Annotated in this window: 18 protein-coding genes; 8 read left to right on the plus strand and 10 right to left on the minus strand. The window is 36.7% G+C overall.

Annotated features, from left to right (window positions below; translation table 11 throughout):
• Window positions 1-79: 79 nt before the first annotated feature.
• Entirely contained in the window at window positions 80-1,921 is a 1,842-nt protein-coding gene (gene mutL, locus AN34_RS04010) for a DNA mismatch repair endonuclease MutL (RefSeq protein ID WP_029282590.1), read from the minus strand.
• A gap of 438 nt (window positions 1,922-2,359) precedes the next feature.
• Between mutL and AN34_RS04015 the strand changes: the two genes are divergently transcribed.
• Window positions 2,360-4,177, plus strand: coding sequence for a serine hydrolase (locus AN34_RS04015; protein ID WP_029282591.1), 1,818 nt, complete (start codon window positions 2,360-2,362; stop codon window positions 4,175-4,177).
• A 379-nt stretch (window positions 4,178-4,556) separates the two neighbouring features.
• Here the strand turns inward: AN34_RS04015 and AN34_RS04020 are convergent, their stop codons facing one another.
• The 3 genes from AN34_RS04020 to AN34_RS04030 all read right to left on the minus strand — a co-directional run bounded on the left by AN34_RS04020 (window position 4,557) and on the right by AN34_RS04030 (window position 7,163).
• Window positions 4,557-5,162 (minus strand): tetratricopeptide repeat protein, encoded by a 606-nt coding sequence (locus AN34_RS04020; RefSeq protein WP_197285479.1) that lies wholly within the window; start codon window positions 5,160-5,162, stop codon window positions 4,557-4,559.
• Between the two features lie 92 nt (window positions 5,163-5,254).
• Window positions 5,255-6,097 (minus strand): hypothetical protein, encoded by an 843-nt coding sequence (locus tag AN34_RS04025; protein WP_029282593.1) that lies wholly within the window; start codon window positions 6,095-6,097, stop codon window positions 5,255-5,257.
• Window positions 6,098-6,200: 103 nt separating this feature from the next.
• Window positions 6,201-7,163 (minus strand): isopenicillin N synthase family oxygenase, encoded by a 963-nt coding sequence (locus AN34_RS04030; RefSeq protein WP_029282595.1) that lies wholly within the window; start codon window positions 7,161-7,163, stop codon window positions 6,201-6,203.
• Window positions 7,164-7,445: 282 nt separating this feature from the next.
• Here AN34_RS04030 and msrA point away from each other — a divergent pair, with 282 nt between their 5' ends.
• The 5 genes from msrA to AN34_RS04055 all read left to right on the plus strand — a co-directional run bounded on the left by msrA (window position 7,446) and on the right by AN34_RS04055 (window position 12,699).
• The gene (gene msrA, locus AN34_RS04035; protein ID WP_029282597.1) at window positions 7,446-8,045 is read left to right on the plus strand and encodes a peptide-methionine (S)-S-oxide reductase MsrA; all 600 of its coding nucleotides are present in this window, start codon (window positions 7,446-7,448) and stop codon (window positions 8,043-8,045) included.
• 177 nt (window positions 8,046-8,222) lie between these two features.
• Complete coding sequence (gene cysS, locus AN34_RS04040; RefSeq protein WP_029282599.1) at window positions 8,223-9,683, plus strand: cysteine--tRNA ligase; 1,461 nt, start codon at window positions 8,223-8,225, stop codon at window positions 9,681-9,683.
• 71 nt (window positions 9,684-9,754) lie between these two features.
• On the plus strand, window positions 9,755-10,738 hold the full coding sequence (locus tag AN34_RS04045) for a M28 family peptidase (protein WP_029282600.1): 984 nt from the start codon (window positions 9,755-9,757) through the stop codon (window positions 10,736-10,738).
• A 78-nt stretch (window positions 10,739-10,816) separates the two neighbouring features.
• On the plus strand, window positions 10,817-11,674 hold the full coding sequence (locus AN34_RS04050; RefSeq protein WP_029282601.1) for a DUF4440 domain-containing protein: 858 nt from the start codon (window positions 10,817-10,819) through the stop codon (window positions 11,672-11,674).
• A 140-nt stretch (window positions 11,675-11,814) separates the two neighbouring features.
• Window positions 11,815-12,699 (plus strand): glycerophosphodiester phosphodiesterase family protein, encoded by an 885-nt coding sequence (locus tag AN34_RS04055; protein WP_029282602.1) that lies wholly within the window; start codon window positions 11,815-11,817, stop codon window positions 12,697-12,699.
• A 51-nt stretch (window positions 12,700-12,750) separates the two neighbouring features.
• Here AN34_RS04055 and AN34_RS04060 read toward each other — a convergent pair whose 3' ends face one another.
• From AN34_RS04060 to AN34_RS04080, 5 genes are all read right to left on the minus strand, one after another.
• Entirely contained in the window at window positions 12,751-12,951 is a 201-nt protein-coding gene (locus AN34_RS04060) for a hypothetical protein (protein WP_029282603.1), read from the minus strand.
• Window positions 12,952-13,086: 135 nt separating this feature from the next.
• Entirely contained in the window at window positions 13,087-13,626 is a 540-nt protein-coding gene (locus AN34_RS04065; protein WP_029282604.1) for a hypothetical protein, read from the minus strand.
• 114 nt (window positions 13,627-13,740) lie between these two features.
• Window positions 13,741-14,703 carry a MoxR family ATPase gene (locus AN34_RS04070; RefSeq protein ID WP_029282606.1) on the minus strand — a complete coding sequence of 321 codons (963 nt, stop codon included), beginning with the start codon at window positions 14,701-14,703 and terminating at the stop codon, window positions 13,741-13,743.
• A 5-nt stretch (window positions 14,704-14,708) separates the two neighbouring features.
• A complete protein-coding gene (locus AN34_RS04075; protein ID WP_029282608.1) occupies window positions 14,709-16,076 on the minus strand; it encodes a peptidylprolyl isomerase in 1,368 nt (455 codons plus the stop codon).
• A gap of 47 nt (window positions 16,077-16,123) precedes the next feature.
• Window positions 16,124-16,678 (minus strand): hypothetical protein, encoded by a 555-nt coding sequence (locus AN34_RS04080; protein WP_231625480.1) that lies wholly within the window; start codon window positions 16,676-16,678, stop codon window positions 16,124-16,126.
• A 137-nt stretch (window positions 16,679-16,815) separates the two neighbouring features.
• Between AN34_RS04080 and AN34_RS04085 the strand changes: the two genes are divergently transcribed.
• Both AN34_RS04085 and AN34_RS04090 read left to right on the plus strand, forming a co-directional pair.
• A complete protein-coding gene (locus AN34_RS04085) occupies window positions 16,816-17,469 on the plus strand; it encodes a hypothetical protein (RefSeq protein ID WP_036676535.1) in 654 nt (217 codons plus the stop codon).
• A 210-nt stretch (window positions 17,470-17,679) separates the two neighbouring features.
• Window positions 17,680-18,252: a non-canonical purine NTP diphosphatase gene (locus AN34_RS04090; protein WP_029282613.1), complete on the plus strand. Its 573-nt coding sequence runs from the start codon at window positions 17,680-17,682 to the stop codon at window positions 18,250-18,252.
• A gap of 136 nt (window positions 18,253-18,388) precedes the next feature.
• On the opposite strand, the gene AN34_RS04095 is transcribed toward AN34_RS04090, so the two are convergent.
• Complete coding sequence (locus AN34_RS04095) at window positions 18,389-20,584, minus strand: OstA-like protein (protein WP_231625481.1); 2,196 nt, start codon at window positions 20,582-20,584, stop codon at window positions 18,389-18,391.
• Window positions 20,585-20,676: the final 92 nt, after the last annotated feature.

The following is a 20,676-nucleotide window of genomic DNA, read 5'->3' on the forward strand; positions in this document are numbered from 1 at the left end:
CTTTCCGCTTTAGGCTCCGATCGCTAATCTTTCAGCTTTTGCCTTTTAGCTTTCAGCTTTTGCCTTTCAGCTTTATTTTTTACCCCTTCTCAAATTTTTTATCCAATTCTGCTAGCGTAATCGTTTGAATCACGGGTTTTCCACTCACGCTAAAGTTAGGCGTTTTACAGGCAAAAAGTTCATCAATTAGTGTATTCATTTCCTCTTGTGCTAAAGCTGTACCTGCCTTTATTGCGCTGTTTTTGGCCAGGCTCCTTGCCAGGCGATCGCGCTTACTTAACTTTAATTCTTGCTGGGTGTTTTTAAAACCTTCAATTAATTGTTCAAAAAGTTGTGTTTCATTAATGTTGCTGCTTCCCAGATCTACAGGAACACCCTCTACCACCAACGTATTTTTACCGAATTCCCGTACATCGAAGCCTAAACTTTTGATATCATCCAGTAAACTTTTAGCCAGTTCGAAATCATTGGCGTTTAATGTAATGGTTTGTGGAAACAAACTTTGTTGTGATGCACCCTTGCGGTCATCAAGATGTACGAGAAAACGTTCGTAAAGGATTCGCTCATGAGCCATCTGCTGATCAATAACCATTAGGCCTGATTTAATCTGCGAAACGATATAGCGGTTATGCAATTGCATGTATTGCTTTTTGGGCGTTTCAATTTCGTTGCTATCCTCTGCGTAAATAGATGTTTGTTCTACAACAGGTTGATCTGTAATTTCATATAACGACCCCCAATTTTTGGCGCTGGGTTTTGCATCGTAATTTCTGGGTGAGGAGGAATAGCCGGAAACTGAACTGCTATCACTGGCGAAAGGATTAAAATCCGGATTAAAATTGATGCTTGGTGGAACAATATCTTCTACAGCCTTTTGCGTAATCATATTACTAAAGCCTGTTTCCTGGTCAAAATCTAATGTAGGTGCAATGTTATACCGACCGATAGAACGTTTTACCGCCGATTTTAAAATGGCATAAATGGATTTTTCATCCAGATATTTAATTTCCGTTTTGGTTGGGTGAACGTTTACGTCAATTTTTGCAGGATCAATTTCGATAAACAACACATAGAGTGGATAACTGTCGTCAGGTAAAAGATCTTCAAAGGCAGAACTAACGGCGTGATTAAGGTATGGATCTTTTATAAAACGGTTATTTACGAAAAAGAACTGTTCTCCTCTCGTTTTCTTTGCAAAGGCGGGTTTGCCAATATATCCCTTTAGGTTAATGATAGTTGTTTCCTCTTCAACAGGAACCAGTCTTTCATTATAATTATTGCCAAAAAGATGTACAAGCCGCTGCTTCAAGTTACCTTTAGGAAGGTTGAAAATCTCTGTTCCATCGTGGTGCAAACTAAAAAACACACCAGGATGTGCCAAGGCTACACGCTGAAATTCATCAATGATGTGACGCATTTCTACCGGATTGCTTTTTAGAAAATTTCTCCGGGCTGGCGTATTAAAAAATAGATTTTTGATGGAGATTTGCGTCCCAGCTGTTGTTGCTATTGGCTCTTGTGCAATTACCTGTGCACCTTCAATGGAGATGCAAGTGCCAATCTCATCTTCATGTCTGCGGGTTTTCATTTCTACCTGTGCAATCGCTGCGATAGAGGCCATGGCTTCACCACGAAAACCCATGGTGCGAATGGCAAATAAATCTTCTGCCTTTTTTACCTTCGAAGTGGCATGGCGTTCAAAGCACATACGTGCATCAGTTATACTCATCCCACAACCATTATCTACAATCTGTATTAGTGCTTTACCAGCATCCTTAATGACCAGTTGTATTTTATCTGCACCGGCATCAATAGCATTTTCAAGCAATTCTTTTACCGCCGAAGCTGGCCTTTGAACAACTTCTCCGGCAGCAATCTGGTTGGCAACAGCATCAGGCAATAAGTGAATAATATCAGTCATGTAATACGGCAATGTGAATGGGCTAAATTATAGAAAATAAGCTTAATGAAACGGATTTGTTTAAAACTCAACATGTAAATGACGGTTATTGTAGTGGTAAAAATGGATTAAAATATAATTGTTGTGAATTAGTAATTTCTTGATAAAGCATTATTAACCTGAGCAAATGAAATTAAAACTGTCCCTTTAATCCTCCTTAAAAATAAGAAGTGGAGTAAACTGAACTTTGGTGTAATTTAAGTTCATCTTTTTAGCGAGCTACAAAGATCTCTCCACTGCGGTCGAGAGGACGACGCTATTGGTACGAGAAATATTTTTCCATCGCCCTTTCCTTTCCAAGGCGAAAGGTGCCTATAGACGGATAGGGGCTCTTATTTTATTCCGCTACAAAGTGGATTTTTAAAAGCCAAATCATTACAATTTTCTATCTTTAGCCGTATGAAACGAAATAGATTAGTGGTTCTGGCTGCCATCAGTTTTTTTAATATTCTCTGTTTAATGGCTTGTGCGCAAGATCATGCCAACAACGAAAGGAAACTTTCCATTGCTAATAGTATTGCTAAAACAATAGTGGTATTAAATAATCAGGATTCGGTTATTCCATTAAAATCACTGGATCATAAAAACATTGCTTCTGTAAGTTTGGGTTTTGCTTACAGTATGGTTTTTGACAGTCTGTCTAATAAATATGATAAGGTAACTTCGTTTTCTGCAGCGAATTATCAAGATAGTGTTAACCTGAATGATCTGGAAGATGACCTGAAATACTATAACACCATATTGGTTTCTATTGATGATCAGCACCTGAATAATGCTAAGTATATTAATTTTATCAATAGCATCAGCAAAACAAAAAAAGTAATTATAGCCTTTTTTGGTAACGGTCCGGGTTTAAAAACCTTTGATTCCTTGCAATTTCCAATTGTTTTTACTGCACAAAATAATGCAGATGCTGCGGCTTTGGTTCCGCAATATATTTTCGGAGGCATTGCGGCAGAAAATAAACTCACCACAACTTTTTCTGCACGTTATACCGTCGGATCTGGATTTTTAACGACTAAGACAAGGTTAAAATACACCGTACCTGAAGATGCCGGATTAAATTCAAATGGTTTAAGCGAAATTGATGCCATTGCTGCAGAAGCAATCAGCCAGAAAGCTACGCCAGGTTTGGTGGTTTTAGTAGCCAAAGATGGTAAGGTAATTTTCAACAAAGCATATGGAACGCATACTTATGATACCACAGTACCTGATAAGGTAACGGATATTTTTGATTTAGCTTCAGTGACTAAAATTGCGGCTACTACACCTGCTGTAATGCGTTTAGTTGAAGAAGGAAAACTGAAACTAGACACCACCATTGGTGCCTATATTGCCAAAGCCCGTACTTCGCCAATGAACAATATTCAGGTTAGAGAAGTGATGCTGCATCAGGCAGGTTTTATTCCTTATATTCCTTTTCACGATTATGTTAAAACAGGCGATTACAGTAGAGATTCTTCTGCTGCATATCCGACTAAAGTCGCTGATCAGTATTACATTAAGAAAGGTTTCTTTAAAGATTTTATGTGGCCGAAAATGCTTAATTCGCCTATTAGAACACGTGGCAAATACGTATATAGCGATATCAGTATGTATGTGATGAAAGATATTGTAGAGCACATTAGTGAAGAACCATTAAACCAGTATGCTTACGAGCAGTTTTATAAACCTCTCGGCATGCAAACTGCAGGGTTTTTACCGAGAAATAGATTCAGTAAGGATCAAATCATTCCAACAGAGCAAGATACTTATTTCAGAAAAACATTATTAGTAGGTTATGTTCACGATCAGGGTGCAGCATTGGCGGGAGGTGTTTCAGGGCACGCAGGCTTATTTGCCAGCGCAAACGATCTGGCTATCATGTATCAAATGCTGCTGAACCGCGGGACCTATGGCGGAACAGAATATTTTAAACCCCAAACGGTGGATATGTTTACCGCAAAGCAATCTAATGTAAGTCGACGGGGTTTAGGTTTTGATCGCTGGGATCCAGATACCACCAAACACTATCCTTCTAATTTAGCATCGCCGCAAACTTATGGTCATACAGGTTATACCGGAACTTGCGTGTGGGTAGACCCATCTCGGGGTTTAGTCTATATTTTCTTGTCAAACCGGGTGAACCCAACAGTAACAGATAAATTATCAAATCTTAAAATTAGAGGCAGAATACAGGATGTGGTGAATAAGGCGATTGATGACGCTAAAAAGTAAACTTCAAGTTATAATGAGGCAGTATCTAATTATTAAATGATATTAAGATTTTTCATGTTTAGCTTGTCGAAGCAAGTGTTTATGGCAATCGCTATAACCACCTAGGAAAGCCAAACCACTGTTTCTTCGTTCTGCTCTTAGGCCGGCATGGTCAATTTTTCGGAATGGCACTGACCCAGCCTAACTACTGACTTCCATAGAAAAGCGGCACAGCCCTCATGAATACAAATAAAATATATAAACTATATGAATAATTGCGAGCCGGCAACTTTTCTTCTTTGGTTGCCCAAAGAAGAAAGCCCGTCCGGTCAGGATTAGAACTAATTAATCCTCAGGATAACATTTCGAATTTATGATATAGCCTCTTTTGATATATTATTTAGTATTCGTCTTCTAAAAGGCTAATGCAATTGGTCGCCATTTTCTTTAATCGCTCATCCAGTGAAGCAATGGAAGCAGTATCCTTCAGACTTTGGTATAGATTATTGATGATGGTTTTCGTTTCTTCATCAGGATCGCAGGCCTGCGATTTTTCCAGGTAAGGTAATGCCTGAAGCGCAGTTTCCCTGTATTTAGCATATAGTTCCTTATGTAGCTTTAGGTCTTTAGCTTTTCCAGCTTCATTCATTTTTGCGCCAATAGCGTTGCATTTAGATAAGGAAATAAACCCCAATGCCCTATATGGAACAAAATATGCAGGAGTTATTTTTATCGCTTGTTCGTAATAGGGAATGGCTTTTTCAGTATTACCTGTTTCTTCATAAAGCCTTCCTAGATGGTAAGTTACATTACCTAGTTGTGTTTTACTAAGCTCTGGAGCTCTTTTTATAAGTTCTTCGGCCAACGAAATTGCTTGCGACTTTTGAGTGTCTTCCATTCGTATTTGCGAATAATCCCAATACAGATCTTTAACGCTTTTAGTTTGAGCAAAACAAAATGGAGAGGTAGCTAATAATAACAGAATGTATAGTAAACGCTTTTTCATCTTTTTTTTTGCCCAATATATCATTTTAGTATCAGGATTTTAAATATGTTACTTTAAAATAGTTTACTACAATACTTTATAGCAGACTTGTGTTAGAAAGTTAAACTTAACTTATAAATCGTTGTATCTAGTTCCTCTGTATCACGGTCTTCGCACAGCAAAAATTCCATTTTATTTTTCGCTTGTTTAAATGAAGTTATGCCTTCAAATTTATGCTTACCGGGGATTTTATAACTGAAATTAAGTTTTAAACTTTTTGCATCGATGCTTCCGATAAAGCTGCCCAGAATCTCGCCATCGTTATAGGTCGATGTTGTATCTTCAGCGGAGGAGATGAAGAAAATATCATTGCCTACCAATGTTGCATCGGTAAACGATGATTCTATATGATTGATGTTGGGCAACTGCAACGTGCTAAACTTGATATCGACAGTATGAGTTAAATCTTTTCCTGATAGGATAAAAATACCATTTTTTGTTTCATCTCCGTTTCCGCGATTAAAAAGCAGCCAAGTTGTTCCTGTAAAAACAGCACCTTCAATGTTGAAATTATCAATGTTAATCCCAGAAATAAGCCTCATCTTCTCGTAAGTTTTACTTAAACTTTCATGGCTAACTTTTCTTTTGGTTAAGTCGTATCTAATTAAAAGGTTTCTTGCAGCTGTAGAGCCAGAACCTAAAATGTAAAGGCTATCATCAGCATGACAAAGCACTTCAAAATCTGGTTTCAGCGGTTTTGGAATGTTTTCATTTTGATTAAGCGGTTGATCAAATAAAATCTGAATTTTCTTCAGTGCATTGGTGTTCAGGTTGTATTCATTTAAAAAACCACTGTTATCACCAATAATATAGAGCTGTTCTGCATTGGAGAATATGCCGGAAGCAGAGCCAATACCTTTTATCTGTTTGAAAATTTTTAAATGAGTAGCATGCATACTTTAAGGTAATAAAAAAGCACCGACCAAAGTCGGTGCTGATATTAATATTTGAGATTGCCGCGTCTCGATAAAAAATCGAGTCTCGCAATGACGAATTTGCTTATTTCTTCAAACCAATTTCTCTCAATCTTTCATCAAGATACTCACCAGCAGTCATGTCACTGTATGCTTTTGGATGTTCAGCATCAATGGTAGATGTTAAGCTGGTTAAATCCATATCGCTACGTGGATGCAGGAAAAACGGTACCGAGAAACGGGATGTTTTCATTAATTCACGAGGTGGATTAACCACCCTGTGGGTAGTAGATTTTAATTTGTTATTAGTTAAACGTTGCAGCATATCGCCAACATTTACCACAATATCAGTATGGTGTGCCTTAATCGGTAACCATTCATTGCTGCGGGTCAAAACTTCTAAGCCATCGGCACTTGCACCAATCAATAACGTAATCAAATTAATGTCTTCATGCGCACCTGCACGAACAGCATCATCAGGAATAACTTCCGGGTTTTCAATAGGGAAGTAATGAATGCCTCTCAAAATAGAATTCCCATTATGAACATGTTGATCAAAATAGTGTAAAGGCAATTCAAGGTAAGTGGCTATTGCACGTAAAAGATGTGTCCCGTTTTCCTCCAGTTTTTTATAAATGTCACCTGTAACCTGGTTAAATTCTGGTAACTCTTCTAAAACTTCATTGTCTGGATATTGATCCTTTACCGGATCACCATCCGTAACTTCCTGTCCAATTTGCCAGAACTCTTTTAAATCCGGTGTTTTTGCACCCTTTGCTGTTTCCTTACCTGCACTTGTATATCCTCGCTGACCAGCAAGCTCTGGCTTTTCATATTTCTTTTTAATATCTAAAGGTAAAGCAAAAGCAGCACGGATGTTTTCATAAAGCTTATCAATTAATTCCTGGCTTAAACCATGGTTGGTAATGGTTACAAAACCCGAATCATTGAAGGCTCTGCCCAACTCATTAGAAAATTTTTTACGTTCTTCTTCAGTTCCATCGATATAAGAACCCAAATCCAAACAAGGAATATACGGTGTAGACATGATTTTAAATTTAATGTAATACGAATTTAAAAAAGAATTGTTAATAAGTGTCTTTAAGTTAAATAATATGAGGATAATAAATTAATTATCAGTTTTTTAAGTTATTAACATAAACACTTAAACACACAAAATGTTGGGTTTGTCATGCAAAATCCATTATTGTTTTAACTTAAACCATGATGGGTTTTATTTCGTAATATTAATAACAGGGATATTTAGGCTGAATGTTTCGAATGTATCGCATCAGTATTTAGTATATCCTGAAATAAACACACAAAGAACATGAAAAAAATAATTTTAATTCTATTGTCTGTCTTAGCCTTAAACCAGGCCAATGCACAGGGGAAAAAAACAGAAAAGGCTACATTTGGAATGGGCTGCTTTTGGTGTACAGAAGCTATATTTCAACGTTTAAAAGGAGTTACTGCTGTAAAATCAGGTTATGAAGGCGGTCAGTTAGCCAATCCAACTTACGAAGAAGTTTGTACAGGTAATACCGGGCATGCTGAGGTTTTGCAGGTCACTTACAACCCAATGGAAATTTCTTACGATGAATTATTGGAAGTTTTCTGGAAAAGCCATGATCCAACCACTTTAAACCGTCAGGGTGCAGATTCTGGAACACAATATCGTTCGGTGATTTTTTATCATACACCAGAACAAAAAGCCCTGGCAGAAAAGTATAAGGCAGAATTAAACAAAACAAATGCCTATGGTAAAAAAGTAGTAACAGCCATAGAAGCAGCAAAGCCATTTTATGTTGCAGAAAGCTATCATCAAAATTATTTTAACAAAAATGGCGATGAAGCCTATTGCAGATTAGTTATTCAACCCAAAATTGAAAAACTGGAAAAAATCTTTAAATCAAAATTGAAGAAATAATGATTGATCTAATTTCCTAACCTTGATTGGCTTTATGCCAGTCAAGGTTAGGAACTTTTTTCGTACATGGCCAATTTCATCTATGCTTTTCATTTAAGAATTGTCAATTAACCATTCAGTTAGTTAAACAATTTTTCATTCCTCAAACTTTACGCTGGTAAATATTACATTTGCAATATGAATACTGGCTTACAGCTTTATAATACGCTTTCACGTAAGAAAGAACTTTTTCAACCACTTAATGCAAACCATGTTGGCATGTATGTATGTGGCCCTACAGTTTACAGCGATGTGCATTTAGGCAATTGCCGCACCTTTATATCTTTCGATTTAATTTTCAGGTACCTTAAGTATTTAGGTTTTAAGGTTCGTTATGTGCGTAACATTACAGATGCTGGCCACCTGGAAGGTGATCGCGATGAAGGTGATGATAAATTTGCCAAACGTGCTAAACTGGAGCAATTGGAGCCTATGGAAATTGTACAAAAATACACTTTAGGTTTTCATGATGTGCTACGCATGTTTAATACTTTGCCACCCAGCATAGAACCTACAGCAACAGGCCACATTATCGAGCAGATTGAAATGATTAAGGTCATTATCGCCAATGGTTATGGTTACGAAATTGGTGGAAATGTTTATTTTGATGTTGAAAAATACAGCAAGGAGTACAACTACACCATCCTGACGAATCGAAATCTGGAGGATATGCTCAATAATACCCGTGAATTGGGTGGCCAGGATGAAAAACGCGGCCGTTTAGATTTTGCCTTATGGATAAAAGCAAAGCCAGAAACCTTAATGCAATGGCAATCACCATGGGGTTTGGGTTTTCCAGGCTGGCACATTGAATGTTCAGCCATGAGTGCTAAATATTTGGGCGATGAATTTGATATTCACGGCGGCGGGATGGATCTTGCAGCCACACACCATACCAATGAAATTGCACAATCTGAAGCCTGCAGCCATAAACAACCTGCCCGTTATTGGATGCACACCAATATGCTTACGGTAAATGGTACCCGGATGTCTAAATCTGCCGGTAATGGTTTTCTTCCTTTAGAATTATTCACTGGTGATCATCCGCTCCTGAAAAAGGGTTATAGTCCGATGACGGTTAAGTTTTTTATGCTACAGGCACATTACCGCAGTACGCTGGATTTTTCTAACGACGCGCTTGATGCTTCTGAAAAAGGCTTTAGAAGATTAATGGCCGCGATTAGTTTGTTGGATAAATTAACCGTATCTGATGGAAGTGACTTTAATATCGAAACGATCAAAGAGAAGTGCATCAGTGCAATGAATGATGATTTTAACAGTCCGATCTTAATTGCCGAGTTATTTGAAGCCGTTAGGATTATCAATACAGTTTACGATGGAAAAGCCAAAATTTCTGCAGATCAGCTGGAGCAGTTAAAGCAATTGATTAACGATTTCGTTTTTGACATTCTTGGTTTAAAAGATGAAGATGCCGGAAGTAATGATTTAAATGGTGTATTGGATATGGTGATTGATCTCCGTACGGAAGCAAAGGCCAATAAGGATTATGCCACATCTGATAAAATCAGAATTGGTTTGCAGGAACTGGGCATTCAATTGAAAGATAGTAAAGAAGGAACAACCTGGAGTAAGGCATAGGTTAAGTTTGGAGTCTTAAGTCGGGAGTATTGAGTCTTCCTAATTAAATTGCCTGCTATAAAATTTACCAAATGAATAAAAAACTTCTAATCATCCCATTAATTGCATTTTTCGGATTGCAGGGATGTAAAAATAAATCGAAAAGTAACGACGAGGAAACCACAGACAGTGCAGTTGTAAAATTGGTTTCTCCGGAGTTTAATGCAGATAGCGCTTACCTGTATACAAAAGCGCAGGTAGATTTTGGTCCCCGTATTCCGGGTACTCCGGCACATCAAAAATGTGCCGACTATCTGGTTGCCAGGTTAAAATCTTTTGGTGCTACAGTTACGGTTAACGGTGAAAAAACCAAAACATATGATGGAAAAAGCTTTCAGTTGAAAAATATTGAGGCCAGTTTCAACCCGGAGAAAAAGGAAAGAGTACTGGTTACCGCACATTGGGATACCCGTCCATTTTCTGATCAGGATACTGATCCGTCTAACCACAATAAGCCATTTGATGCGGCAAATGATGGTGCCAGCGGTGTGGCGGTTATCTTAGAAATGGCTCGCCAGATTCAGAAAACACAACCAAATGTAGGTGTTGATTTTATATTATGGGATCTGGAAGATTACGGTAAAGCAAATGATGAAACACCAGATGAAGTAACCTGGTGTTTAGGCTCCCAGTATTGGTCTAAAAATGCAATAGCAAAAGGTTACAAAGCAAGATATGGCATTAACCTGGACATGGTTGGCGGCGGTAATGCGCAATTTACGCAAGATGAAATTTCGCGCCAGTCTGCACCAGATGTGGTTAATAATGTTTGGGCGATAGGCAATGAGATTGGCTTCGGGTCATATTTTGTTAATCTACCCAGCGGGAAATTGGTTGATGATCATTTCTGGATGAATAAGGCTGGTGTACCATCAATAGATATTATACATTATAACGATAACAGTGGTTTCTATATCAACTGGCATACACAGTTGGATAACCTGGCTAATATTGATCGGAATACACTTAAAGCCACCGGACAAACCGTACTGGAAACCATCTTTCGCGAAAAATAAATTGTGTAATTGTTAATTACTTTTGAAGTGAGCCAACTGATAAAATTTTATATTCGCACAACTATACTTAAACATATAATGAAAAAAATATTTTCGACAGCAATCGCATCACTTTTAGCGCTGAGTGCATTTGCGCAAAAAAATGATGGAACTACAAAATCTCTGGTTAATGCAGAAAAAGATTTCGCAAAATCGGTTGCAAAAAATGGCGATAAGGATGCCTATCTGGCACATTCACTAGCAAGTGCTTTGGTTTTTCGTCCAAATCCGGTTAATGTAAAAACATATTATAATGCCCAAACCAATAGCGAAAAATCGGTTACCTGGGAGCCTAACTTAGCTCAGGTTTCTCATAGTGGTGATTTAGGTTTTACTACTGGTCCGTATATGGTTGATGGCACAGAGAAGAAGTATGGCCAGTATTTATCCATCTGGAAATCAGAAAATGGCAAATGGAAGCTGGCTATTGATTTAGAAACCTCAAGTAATAAGCCGCTAGGTCAAACAGCAGCAAAATTTATTGAGCCAAAAGACCATGTTGCGCCTAAGTTTTTAAATGAAAGGGAAATTAAAGCTGGAAAGGATATTATTCTTACCACAGAGAAAACCTTAAATACCTTTTTAAAAACACATGGTGTTGCGGCTTTTGGTGGTTTCTTAACTGAGGATGCAAGGTTGTTATTTCCAGGGAACGACCTGATTACCGGAAAAGGTAAAATTGTTACTTTTTATAATGGAATGATTAGTAAAATCAATCTGAAAACGACAGGCGTAGATAAGGCCATAGGCAGTGATTTAGCCTATACCTTCGGAGTGGCTACGATAGATTATAAAGCAGATTTACGCGAAAGTTTTAATTACGTTTTTGTGTATGAAAAAGCTGCGGATTCCAGCTGGAATCTAATTGTACAAGCCTTTGTTCCTGCTGAAAGATAGTTATACAAAATGTGAATTAAACGAGCTTTCTGTAAAAGGAAAGCTTTTTTTATTTCTAACGGGGCGAAAAATAAAAACCTGTTTTCTAATTATTTTACAACTTAAATCTGGGTTTTACGTTTACCCTAAAAATAAAATTTATGCATAAAAAACTATTTATCCTATCTGCTATAATTCTATTGTTCTTTCAGGCATCGGCACAAAAAAAGAAGTTTGATGTTCAGGGTAAAGCAGGAGCGAGAGGCATTATGCCAGAAAATACAATTGAAGGCATGTTAAAAGCCCTTGATTTAGGCGTAACCACATTAGAGATGGATGCGGTAATTTCAAAGGATAAACAGGTTGTTTTATCTCAGGAACCCTATTTTAACAATGAAATTTCATTATTGCCTAATGGCAAACCCATTTCTTTTAAGGATCAGAAAAACTACAATATTTATCAGATGGATTATGAGCAGGTGAAAAAATTTGATGTAGGAAGTAAGATTCATGCCCGTTTTCCAGGGCAAATGAAATTCAAAGCCTATAAACCTTTGCTCTCTGAAACGATAGATGCTGTAGAAGCCTATGTAAAAGAACACCGTTTAGCCAAACCAATTTACAGTATTGAAACTAAAACCATCAAAAATGGCGATAATGAATTCCACCCGGAACCGGCTGAATTTGTAGAATTGATTATGGATGTAGTAAATGCTAAAAAGATCGCTAAAAGGGTAATTGTTGAATCTTTTGATATGCGAACCTTACAATATCTACATGAAAAATATCCTAAAGTGAAAACTTCCTTGCTTATTGATGAGAAAGAACCTTTTGAAGATTATATTGAAAAATTAGGTTTTAAACCCACCATCTATAGCCCATATTCGGTTTTGGTTGGTAAAGGCCTGGTAGATCGTTGCCATGAAATGGGTATTAAAATCATTCCGTGGACGGTAAACACAGTTAAAGATTTAAGGTATTTTATGAGCCTGGGGGTTGACGGTGTAATTACTGACTTTCCAAACCTGATGAATCAGGTAAAATAAAATCTATAAAAAAAGCGATGATTTCATCGCTTTTTTTATGCCAATAATTTTTTAGTGGTGAGATGTCTCAGCCTCTTCAGCTTTTGAATGTGGCTTCTCCATTTTCTCATGAGAAGTTGATTCTTCTGCATGATGAAAAATTGGTCTGGTGAACGCTACCAGAAGAATTAAAACCAGAATCCATGCGGTTAAAGGTAGTGTCCAAATCCCTTTTGTATCCTGAACCGGAGCGTGTGAATCGTGAGCTGACATATCTAATATTTTTGATTTTTAAATTAATGCTATTATAAGTGTGGTAAAGATAATAACAAAAAATATAAAATAAAGATTTACAATGTGATTTGTAGTGCAGATAATTAATGGCTATTCATCTCAAATGAAAATTAATTATCCAGCGGCAGGATCAGGAATGAAGCGCATAATAGATAGAGATTTTAACAGATTCTGATCATTGTAGGATAGGGTTATATAGTGACCGCCCTTTTTAAAAAGCAGTTTTGTGCCATTTGAATAAAAGCTGCCATCACTAAGTTTTGACTTTTTTACATTATACTTCTTAAATTTAACCATGGCCTCATCAATGGTGGTTTTATTCAGCACCAGATTAAAAGGCAAACCTGAAATAATGATATTTTTATCATCAGGAATACTGAACCAGATATCATTAACTGTTTTCTTATCTCCGATATTGGTATAGACGCCTAAACCTGATGAGGTAATCCATTCTGCGTATCGCTCTCCATCATTCTCATTGTCTGTGATAATGGCTTTTGTACGTAAAGCTGCAGAAATTTTATCGGTTGTTTGTGGAAGAATGAATTCAGCATTTTTATCTAGTAAAATGTCTAAGCCCGCATTTTTCTGAGCAAAAGCAGTTACTAATAAAAATTGAAATAAGATAAATAGAGTGAATGCTTTGGTTTTCATCTGAATACTTTTAGGTTTAAACAATTTATGTTTAAAGATATTAAAATTAACAAATGATAAAAAGTACTACCCGGAAAATGAAAATTAAGAAGTTGTAGTGTTAAATTAAAGATGCTATAAAAGATCTTTAATAATCTTCTCAATGGATAGGCCTTCTGCTTCCGCACGGTAATTGCGAACAATTCGGTGGCGAAGAATAGGTTCTGCAACAACCTGAACATCTTCAATATCTGGGGCATATTTACCAGTTACTGCAGCATGACATTTGGCACCCAGAACAAGAAACTGTGAAGCCCTTGGGCCTGCACCCCAACTGATGTATTTATTTACGGCTTCCGTTGCAAATTCACTATTTGGACGTGTTTTAGAAGCCAGTTTTACCGCGTATTCTAAAACATGATCAGTTACCGGAATTTCTCTGATCAGCTGCTGGAAATATTGAATATCATCCGCATGAATAATTTTCTGCAACTGAACGGTTTTGTTGCTGGTAGTATTACGAACAATGCTCAGTTCATCTGCAAATGCAGGGTAGTTTAACTGAATATTAAACATAAACCGATCCAGTTGTGCTTCTGGTAGTGGATAAGTCCCTTCCTGTTCAATTGGGTTTTGAGTAGCTAAAACAAAGAAAGGCTTTGGTAAGGCATGTGTTTGGCCGGCAGCTGTAACAGATTTTTCCTGCATGGCCTCCAGCAAGGCTGCCTGTGTTTTAGGAGGAGTTCTGTTAATTTCATCAGCTAAAATAATGTTGGAAAAAACAGGCCCTTTAATAAATTTAAAATGCCTGTCTTCTCCTAATATCTCTGCACCAATAATATCACTGGGCATTAAGTCTGGTGTGAATTGAATCCGATTAAAATCGAGATCAAGAACTGCAGCAACAGTTTGAACGAGTAAGGTTTTAGCTAATCCGGGTACACCAACCAGCAAACAATGTCCGTTGCTAAAAATGGCGATTAAAACAGATTTGATGATATCATCTTGTCCAACAACTACCTTTCCTATTTCTGCTTTAATGTTGTTAAAAGCCAGGTGAAGTGCGTTGACAGCTTCTACTTCGTTTTTGTACTGCATTCGTTTTATTTTGCGGCTGTTGAGGTTTTAGTCCAAATTTTTAACTCATTGCAGGTATTAAATTCGTCGTCGATTTTAATATAAGTGCTTTCACGACGTTTTTCAAACCATTCGCTTAAAGTACGATTAATTTTATCACTTTGAGCAGCATCTCTGATTTTTGGAAAATCCTGAGCAAGGTTTGCTTTATGAGGTGGGATTTTAGACTTCAAGTATAAGATGCGATAGGCTTGTTTACCATCAGCAGCGGTATAAAGATTCGGTTTTGAAATGGCACCAATTTTCATGGTATCAATCACTAAAAATACAGATGGATCTAGTTTGTCAATAGGAATGAAAGTACTTCTTGCCTGTACGTTTTCTGCATTGAGCATCATACCACCGTTAAATTTCGTTTCCTTGTTGTCAGAATATAAACTTGCTGCAGCCGCGAAACTTATCTTTTTTGAAGCAATATTATTGTAAATACTGTCTGCATGAAGTTTTAATCGGGTTAAACTTTCAGGCGTAGTTGCAGGCCTGATCAGGATGTGACGTGCATGTACCTGCTCGCCACGGCGTTCGATTACCTGTAAAATGTGGAAACCAAATTCTGTTTCAAAAACAGGAGACATTTCTCCAGCCTTAAGTTTAAATGCCCAAGCTGTAAACTCTTTAGCCATGGTACTTCTGTCGAAGAAACCTAAATCGCCACCATCTGCAGATGAACCTGGATCTTCTGAATAAGTTTTAGCCAGAACACCGAAATCATCACCACTTTTTACCCTTAAGCGAAGGGCTTCAATTTTATCGTGAAATCTTTGTTTCTCTGCCTTGGTTAGCTTCGGATCTAAAATAATTTCCCCAACCTCTACTTCAGTATTAAATTCGGGAATACTATCTCCAAGGGTTTTGAAATATTTTTCAACTTCCATTGGCGTAACATTTATATTCTCTGTAATTTTTGCCTGCATTTTTTGAGCAATCAATTCGTCTTTAACAGATGGTCTGATCTCATCTTTGTATTGAAGCACAGATTTGTTTAAGAATTGCTCCAAACGCTCTTGTCCACCCGCACGTTGCATGCTGTAACGCATCCGTTTGTTTACCTCATCATCAACCTGCCCGTCTTCCACCATTACCGAATCGATTTCTGCCTGTTGCTTTAAAAGTTTTTGGGTAAGTGTGTTTTGTAAAATCTTACATTTAATATCTTCATTAGCAGGATTGCCCTGATAAAGATATTGTGTGTATTGTTGATTTAAATCAGAAAGCAGTACAATGTTATTTCCTACAACAGCAGCAACTTTATCTATGTTATGTTTTCCTTTTTGAGCATAACTATTTAAAAATAAGCAAATCAATGCGGTTGCTACTAAAAAAACTTTTTTCATTCTATTATTTATATGATGCGATTATTATACTATTTATTGATCAGTATTTATGGTTTGGCAAGTTTTTTTAACTCGTTTTCATTCACCTTAATCTGATATTTTTGCTTGAGGCCCTTGAGCCAGTTTTCTTCTAAATTTTGTTGGTAATCTGCTATTACCTGACCTTTAATTTCATTTAAAGGTGCATTATAGTCCTTCTTGTTTTGCTGATAAAAATCTATAATTCCCTGTTCATCTTCCTGAACCTTGCTCCAGATTTTCTGTTCAGATACATTAAACATTAAAACACCTTCACGGTATTCGTTAAGCAAAAAGTCATGGTTTTTATTGATTCCACTATTTTTTTTATGTGCTTCCAGTGCCGTTTCATAAGTTTTGATTTCTTCCTGATAAACCGGATTTTTATCTAATCCCATTTCACGCGCATCTAAAACCTTTAGTTTAAAATTTATATATAAGTTCAGGTATGATGCTAAATCATTGTAATCTGCGCTAATGCTCCCATTATGACTTTTCTTGTAGGCCCAAAGAAACTCTTTAGCACTTACAGGTTTAGCATTAATTACAGCAACGTTTTGAGCAAACGAATAGTTGCTAATCAAGCTAAAAACGAATAAGCAACAAGCCTTGTTTACACGGAGCACTCTATAAATTTTAAGGGATAAAAGTAACAATAAGCAGGGCTATTATAAGATATTTAACTAATTTTAACAGAAATTATTATCCTACAAAAATACGAATGGAAAACCAGGTTACCAACAATGCGAATGCTTTACGATTATTTTTTACTGAAGAAGTTTTTTTAGTGAAGGATGAAAATGTGAAAATGTCGCATCATGTTGCTGCAGAGCCTGTTTTAGAACAAATTTCTGTCGCAATTAAACCTGAAACTAATATTGCTGCGCCTTTGGTAAATCCAGTAATTTTCTTACCTAAGGGTATGGAAATACCTAAAAACAAACCAGAAAACGTCGCGATTCTGCCTAATATTGGAGACGTTGCAATAGAAAAAACATTTAAGTTTTTAGGCGGAAATAAAAAATCGGTTTTGATTTTGGTAAATGATCATACGAATGATGTAAGTACTGAACAGGGCAAAGAGTTACTCCGAAAAATTGTTAAAGCTGTTGATTTAGGAACTGCTGATTTTGCACTTGTCAATTATGCCACTTATCCGGGCACTACCTTTGCATCTTTTCACCAGTTTTTTAAACCTTTAATCATGCTTTCCTTTGGTGTGGAAATTGCCGATTTGGAATTGAATTATGAATGGCAAAATGAAATTATCACTCATGAAACAACCAGGATTATCTTTGCACCAAATCTACATCTTTTGGATAGCGACTTAAGTGCGAAAAAACTACTTTGGGGAAACCTTCAGAAAATTAAATAGATTAAGTATTTAGTATCAAGATGTTTGCAGGCAAATTAATTAAATTATTTTGTAACATCAGTTGCTTAAGGTATTCAAAACCTAACCACCTAACCACCTAACCACCTAACCACCTAACCACCTAACCACCTAACCACCTAACCACCTAACCACCTAACCACCTAACCACCTAACCACCTAACCACCTAACCACCTAACCACCTAACCCTAATGAATAAACTCGTTTTCGCCACCAATAACAAGCATAAAACCGACGAAATCCGCTTGGTACTTGCCGGTCAGTATGAAGTTTTAAATTTGAGTGATATTGGCTGTACCAAAGATATTCCTGAAACTGCGGATACTTTTGAAGGTAATGCTACTCTGAAAAGTTCATATGTAGTAGAAAACTTTCATTTAGATTGCTTTGCTGATGATAGTGGTTTAGAGATAGATGCTTTGAATAATGAACCTGGTGTTTATTCTGCCCGTTACGGTGGGAGTAGGGATACGGTAGAGAATATGCAGCTGGTTTTACAGAAATTAAATGGGGAAACCAATCGCAAGGCAAGATTTAAAACTGTTATTTCACTAATGCTCGCCGGGCAAAATCATATTTTTGAGGGGGTGATTGAAGGAACCATCAGAGAAAGTTTATCTGGTTCTAAAGGATTTGGTTATGATCCGATTTTTCAGCCAAATGGTTATGACATTACCTTTGCTGAAATGGATATGGCTGAAAAAAATAAAATCAGCCACAGGGCTATCGCCTTAAAAAAGATGATGGAATTTTTAAAGGCTTAATCTACTGGTTAGTATGTTACCAAGCGGCATATGTTTTTCGGTTGTTGCTGCACTAACCGATAGACGTAATCTATTTAAAAAGTTTTATCGAAGATTACTTTGTAGTTCCTCTTTGTGAAGATGATAAATACTAAGCCTATAATTTTTTTATAGCTTTCTTTAAAGAATCTGTTTTTTGCAAAATTGGCTTGATTCCAAAATTAGCCGTGTCTAACAGATTTCCGGCAGGTAAATTTTTATCAAGGTTTAAGTTTATTCCGGTAATTTTTTTCACTGGCAGCGAACCTGTCTTCGTTGCGATAGTCGTTTTACTGCCAACATTTGATTTTACCGGAGTAGTCGCTTTTGGTTTAGCCTTAGGCTTTGCTTTTCCTGATGATCCAATTGCATCTTTTTTGTTCTTCGGGCGTTCCTTAGGTTTCCATGAAAAGCCTTTTAATACGTTATCTTTAGATACTTTACTTTCCGGATTTAAAGCACCTTCCACTCCTTTGATGTACACAATATCTTCGATGTCGTTTTCATTATCCTTAAAAATAAACTTAATCCGGCTACTAAGCGTCTGGTTCATTTCCTTATACACCTTTGTACTATCATCCTGCGTATAATAAATACTTTCCGCATTACCATCCACATACATAGTTTTTAGTTTGCCATTATTAAAGAAACCTGTCATTAACCTTCCTTTAATCTGGTTAAACCTTAAAGAATCTTTTGGTGTATTTACCAAAAAAGCATTTCTGATGGATTGCAGGTTATTCAGTTTCTTGTTTTTAAACTGCACATAAATGGTATCAGCAATTTGTTGCGACCCTTCTGACCAGATTATCGGATTAACAAAACACCGCAACGTAGAATCTGCACTGGTGTAAAATAAACTATCTGTTTTGGCCTGGATATTGGTTTTGAATATTTTAACACCATGGTAGGCTTTTATAATTCTCGCCTGTACGGTATCGGCGGGATTAAATTTAGCTGTATCATTTTTAGCCATACCTGGTTTCAATGCCGAAAGCACATTTTTACCAAGGGTCTTAGCATTACCTTTATCTATTGTTTTTGCTAAACTATCCACTTTACCAATAGCCTTTTTATCGGACAGATTACCTGTTTTAATGGCTTTTTGTGTAAGCGTGTCATCCTTAATTTTTGGTAAATTATTAATAATAGAATCTGCCTTGTTTTTTAATATACCCCCATTTCTTAAACTATCTGCATTTAACTGTGGTAATTTTTTAGCTAAGGAATCTATCTGGAGTTTCTCTGGTGTGCTATTCTTTTGGTCAGGGTTTTTAGGGTCACTTTTAGCTTTGTTTTTCGAATTTCTATCATTTTTAGCAGCAGAAGATCGTTTATCTTTGTTATCCCGATCAGGTTTTTCAGTAGATGTTTTTTCTTGAGGTGAAGTACCTTCTTTAGTGTCTTCTTCATCATCTTCACCAACCTCATTATCTGATTTTATCGAAATTTTAGGAATCAGTTTGAGGCTTTTCTGTAAAACCATTTGCGTTTCAAGGGTATCTGCACCCATCCATAAACTATCAGGGCGCTTTTTATCTTTCACCACGATAGAATCTTCGGTGCCAATACCCATATAAGCATTGCGGGTAACCAATGTTCGTTGATCAATTTTATAGTAATAGCCCAAATCGCCAAACATTTTCATTTTGTCTTTGGTATCAGAAAAAACAATGTTTTTTACCGCCTTACCATAGCCTATTTTCCCAAAGTAATATAAACTATCTCCCTTAAGTGATCTGGTGCCCTGTGTATAAAGATTTTTTTTGCCAAAGTAGGCATCTTCAGTAGTGGTATTATAGGCGCCATTTTCAGTATAAAGGTTATCATCTTTGCCTTTTATATTGGTAGGGCCATAAAAATACGTCCATTTAGATTGGGTATTGTACCGGAGCGTATCTGATTTAATGGTTACCTGAGGTGTAACCACCACCACATTATACCTGAAGTAGGCATCGTTACTGGTGCTAAAATAATAACCATTTTTACTGGTTAAGGTAACTTCCTGATTAACGATCTTACCTCCACTGGTGTAAGTCCCGATTTTGCTAAGGGTGTTATAATCTAAAATATTAGTGGTTAAAACCGATTGAGGATCAACCATTCGCACATTTTGAGTTAAGTGGGCATGCTTTTTATTTCCATCATACTCCAGCTGATCTGAATAAATATCGGTAGTAAGCTGATTGATATGGACATTTCTATATGCTTCAAAATAATTACGCTTATTGTAAAATACCGCACTGTCACAGGTGAGAGTAGCATTATCTTGTTGAAAAACCGGATTTCTTAAATAAGTAATGCTCTTGTTCATATCTCCGCTAATTTTAGAGTATGAAACAATCTTAATCTGCTTTTGGCCGAAGAGAAAAAAAGGACTAATTAAAAGAAATATAAAAACAAATA

The sequence above is a fragment of the Pedobacter sp. R20-19 genome, from assembly GCF_000708265.2.
In the GTDB taxonomy this organism is placed as follows: domain Bacteria; phylum Bacteroidota; class Bacteroidia; order Sphingobacteriales; family Sphingobacteriaceae; genus Pedobacter.

Bases quoted from the DNA above. Each gene is read 5' to 3' on its own strand.
- msrA (WP_029282597.1), top strand. From the start codon at position 7,446: ATGAAAAAAATAATTTTAATTCTATTGTCTGTCTTAGCCTTAAACCAG.
- AN34_RS04065 (WP_029282604.1), bottom strand. From the start codon at position 13,626: ATGAAAACCAAAGCATTCACTCTATTTATCTTATTTCAATTTTTATTA.
- AN34_RS04075 (WP_029282608.1), bottom strand. From the start codon at position 16,076: ATGAAAAAAGTTTTTTTAGTAGCAACCGCATTGATTTGCTTATTTTTA.
- AN34_RS04025 (WP_029282593.1), bottom strand. From the start codon at position 6,097: ATGCATGCTACTCATTTAAAAATTTTCAAACAGATAAAAGGTATTGGC.
- AN34_RS04070 (WP_029282606.1), bottom strand. From the start codon at position 14,703: ATGCAGTACAAAAACGAAGTAGAAGCTGTCAACGCACTTCACCTGGCT.
- AN34_RS04085 (WP_036676535.1), top strand. From the start codon at position 16,816: ATGGAAAACCAGGTTACCAACAATGCGAATGCTTTACGATTATTTTTT.
- AN34_RS04095 (WP_231625481.1), bottom strand. From the start codon at position 20,584: ATGAACAAGAGCATTACTTATTTAAGAAATCCGGTTTTTCAACAAGAT.
- AN34_RS04015 (WP_029282591.1), top strand. From the start codon at position 2,360: ATGAAACGAAATAGATTAGTGGTTCTGGCTGCCATCAGTTTTTTTAAT.
- AN34_RS04090 (WP_029282613.1), top strand. From the start codon at position 17,680: ATGAATAAACTCGTTTTCGCCACCAATAACAAGCATAAAACCGACGAA.
- mutL (WP_029282590.1), bottom strand. From the start codon at position 1,921: ATGACTGATATTATTCACTTATTGCCTGATGCTGTTGCCAACCAGATT.
- AN34_RS04060 (WP_029282603.1), bottom strand. From the start codon at position 12,951: ATGTCAGCTCACGATTCACACGCTCCGGTTCAGGATACAAAAGGGATT.
- AN34_RS04020 (WP_197285479.1), bottom strand. From the start codon at position 5,162: ATGAAAAAGCGTTTACTATACATTCTGTTATTATTAGCTACCTCTCCA.
- cysS (WP_029282599.1), top strand. From the start codon at position 8,223: ATGAATACTGGCTTACAGCTTTATAATACGCTTTCACGTAAGAAAGAA.
- AN34_RS04055 (WP_029282602.1), top strand. From the start codon at position 11,815: ATGCATAAAAAACTATTTATCCTATCTGCTATAATTCTATTGTTCTTT.
- AN34_RS04030 (WP_029282595.1), bottom strand. From the start codon at position 7,163: ATGTCTACACCGTATATTCCTTGTTTGGATTTGGGTTCTTATATCGAT.
- AN34_RS04045 (WP_029282600.1), top strand. From the start codon at position 9,755: ATGAATAAAAAACTTCTAATCATCCCATTAATTGCATTTTTCGGATTG.
- AN34_RS04050 (WP_029282601.1), top strand. From the start codon at position 10,817: ATGAAAAAAATATTTTCGACAGCAATCGCATCACTTTTAGCGCTGAGT.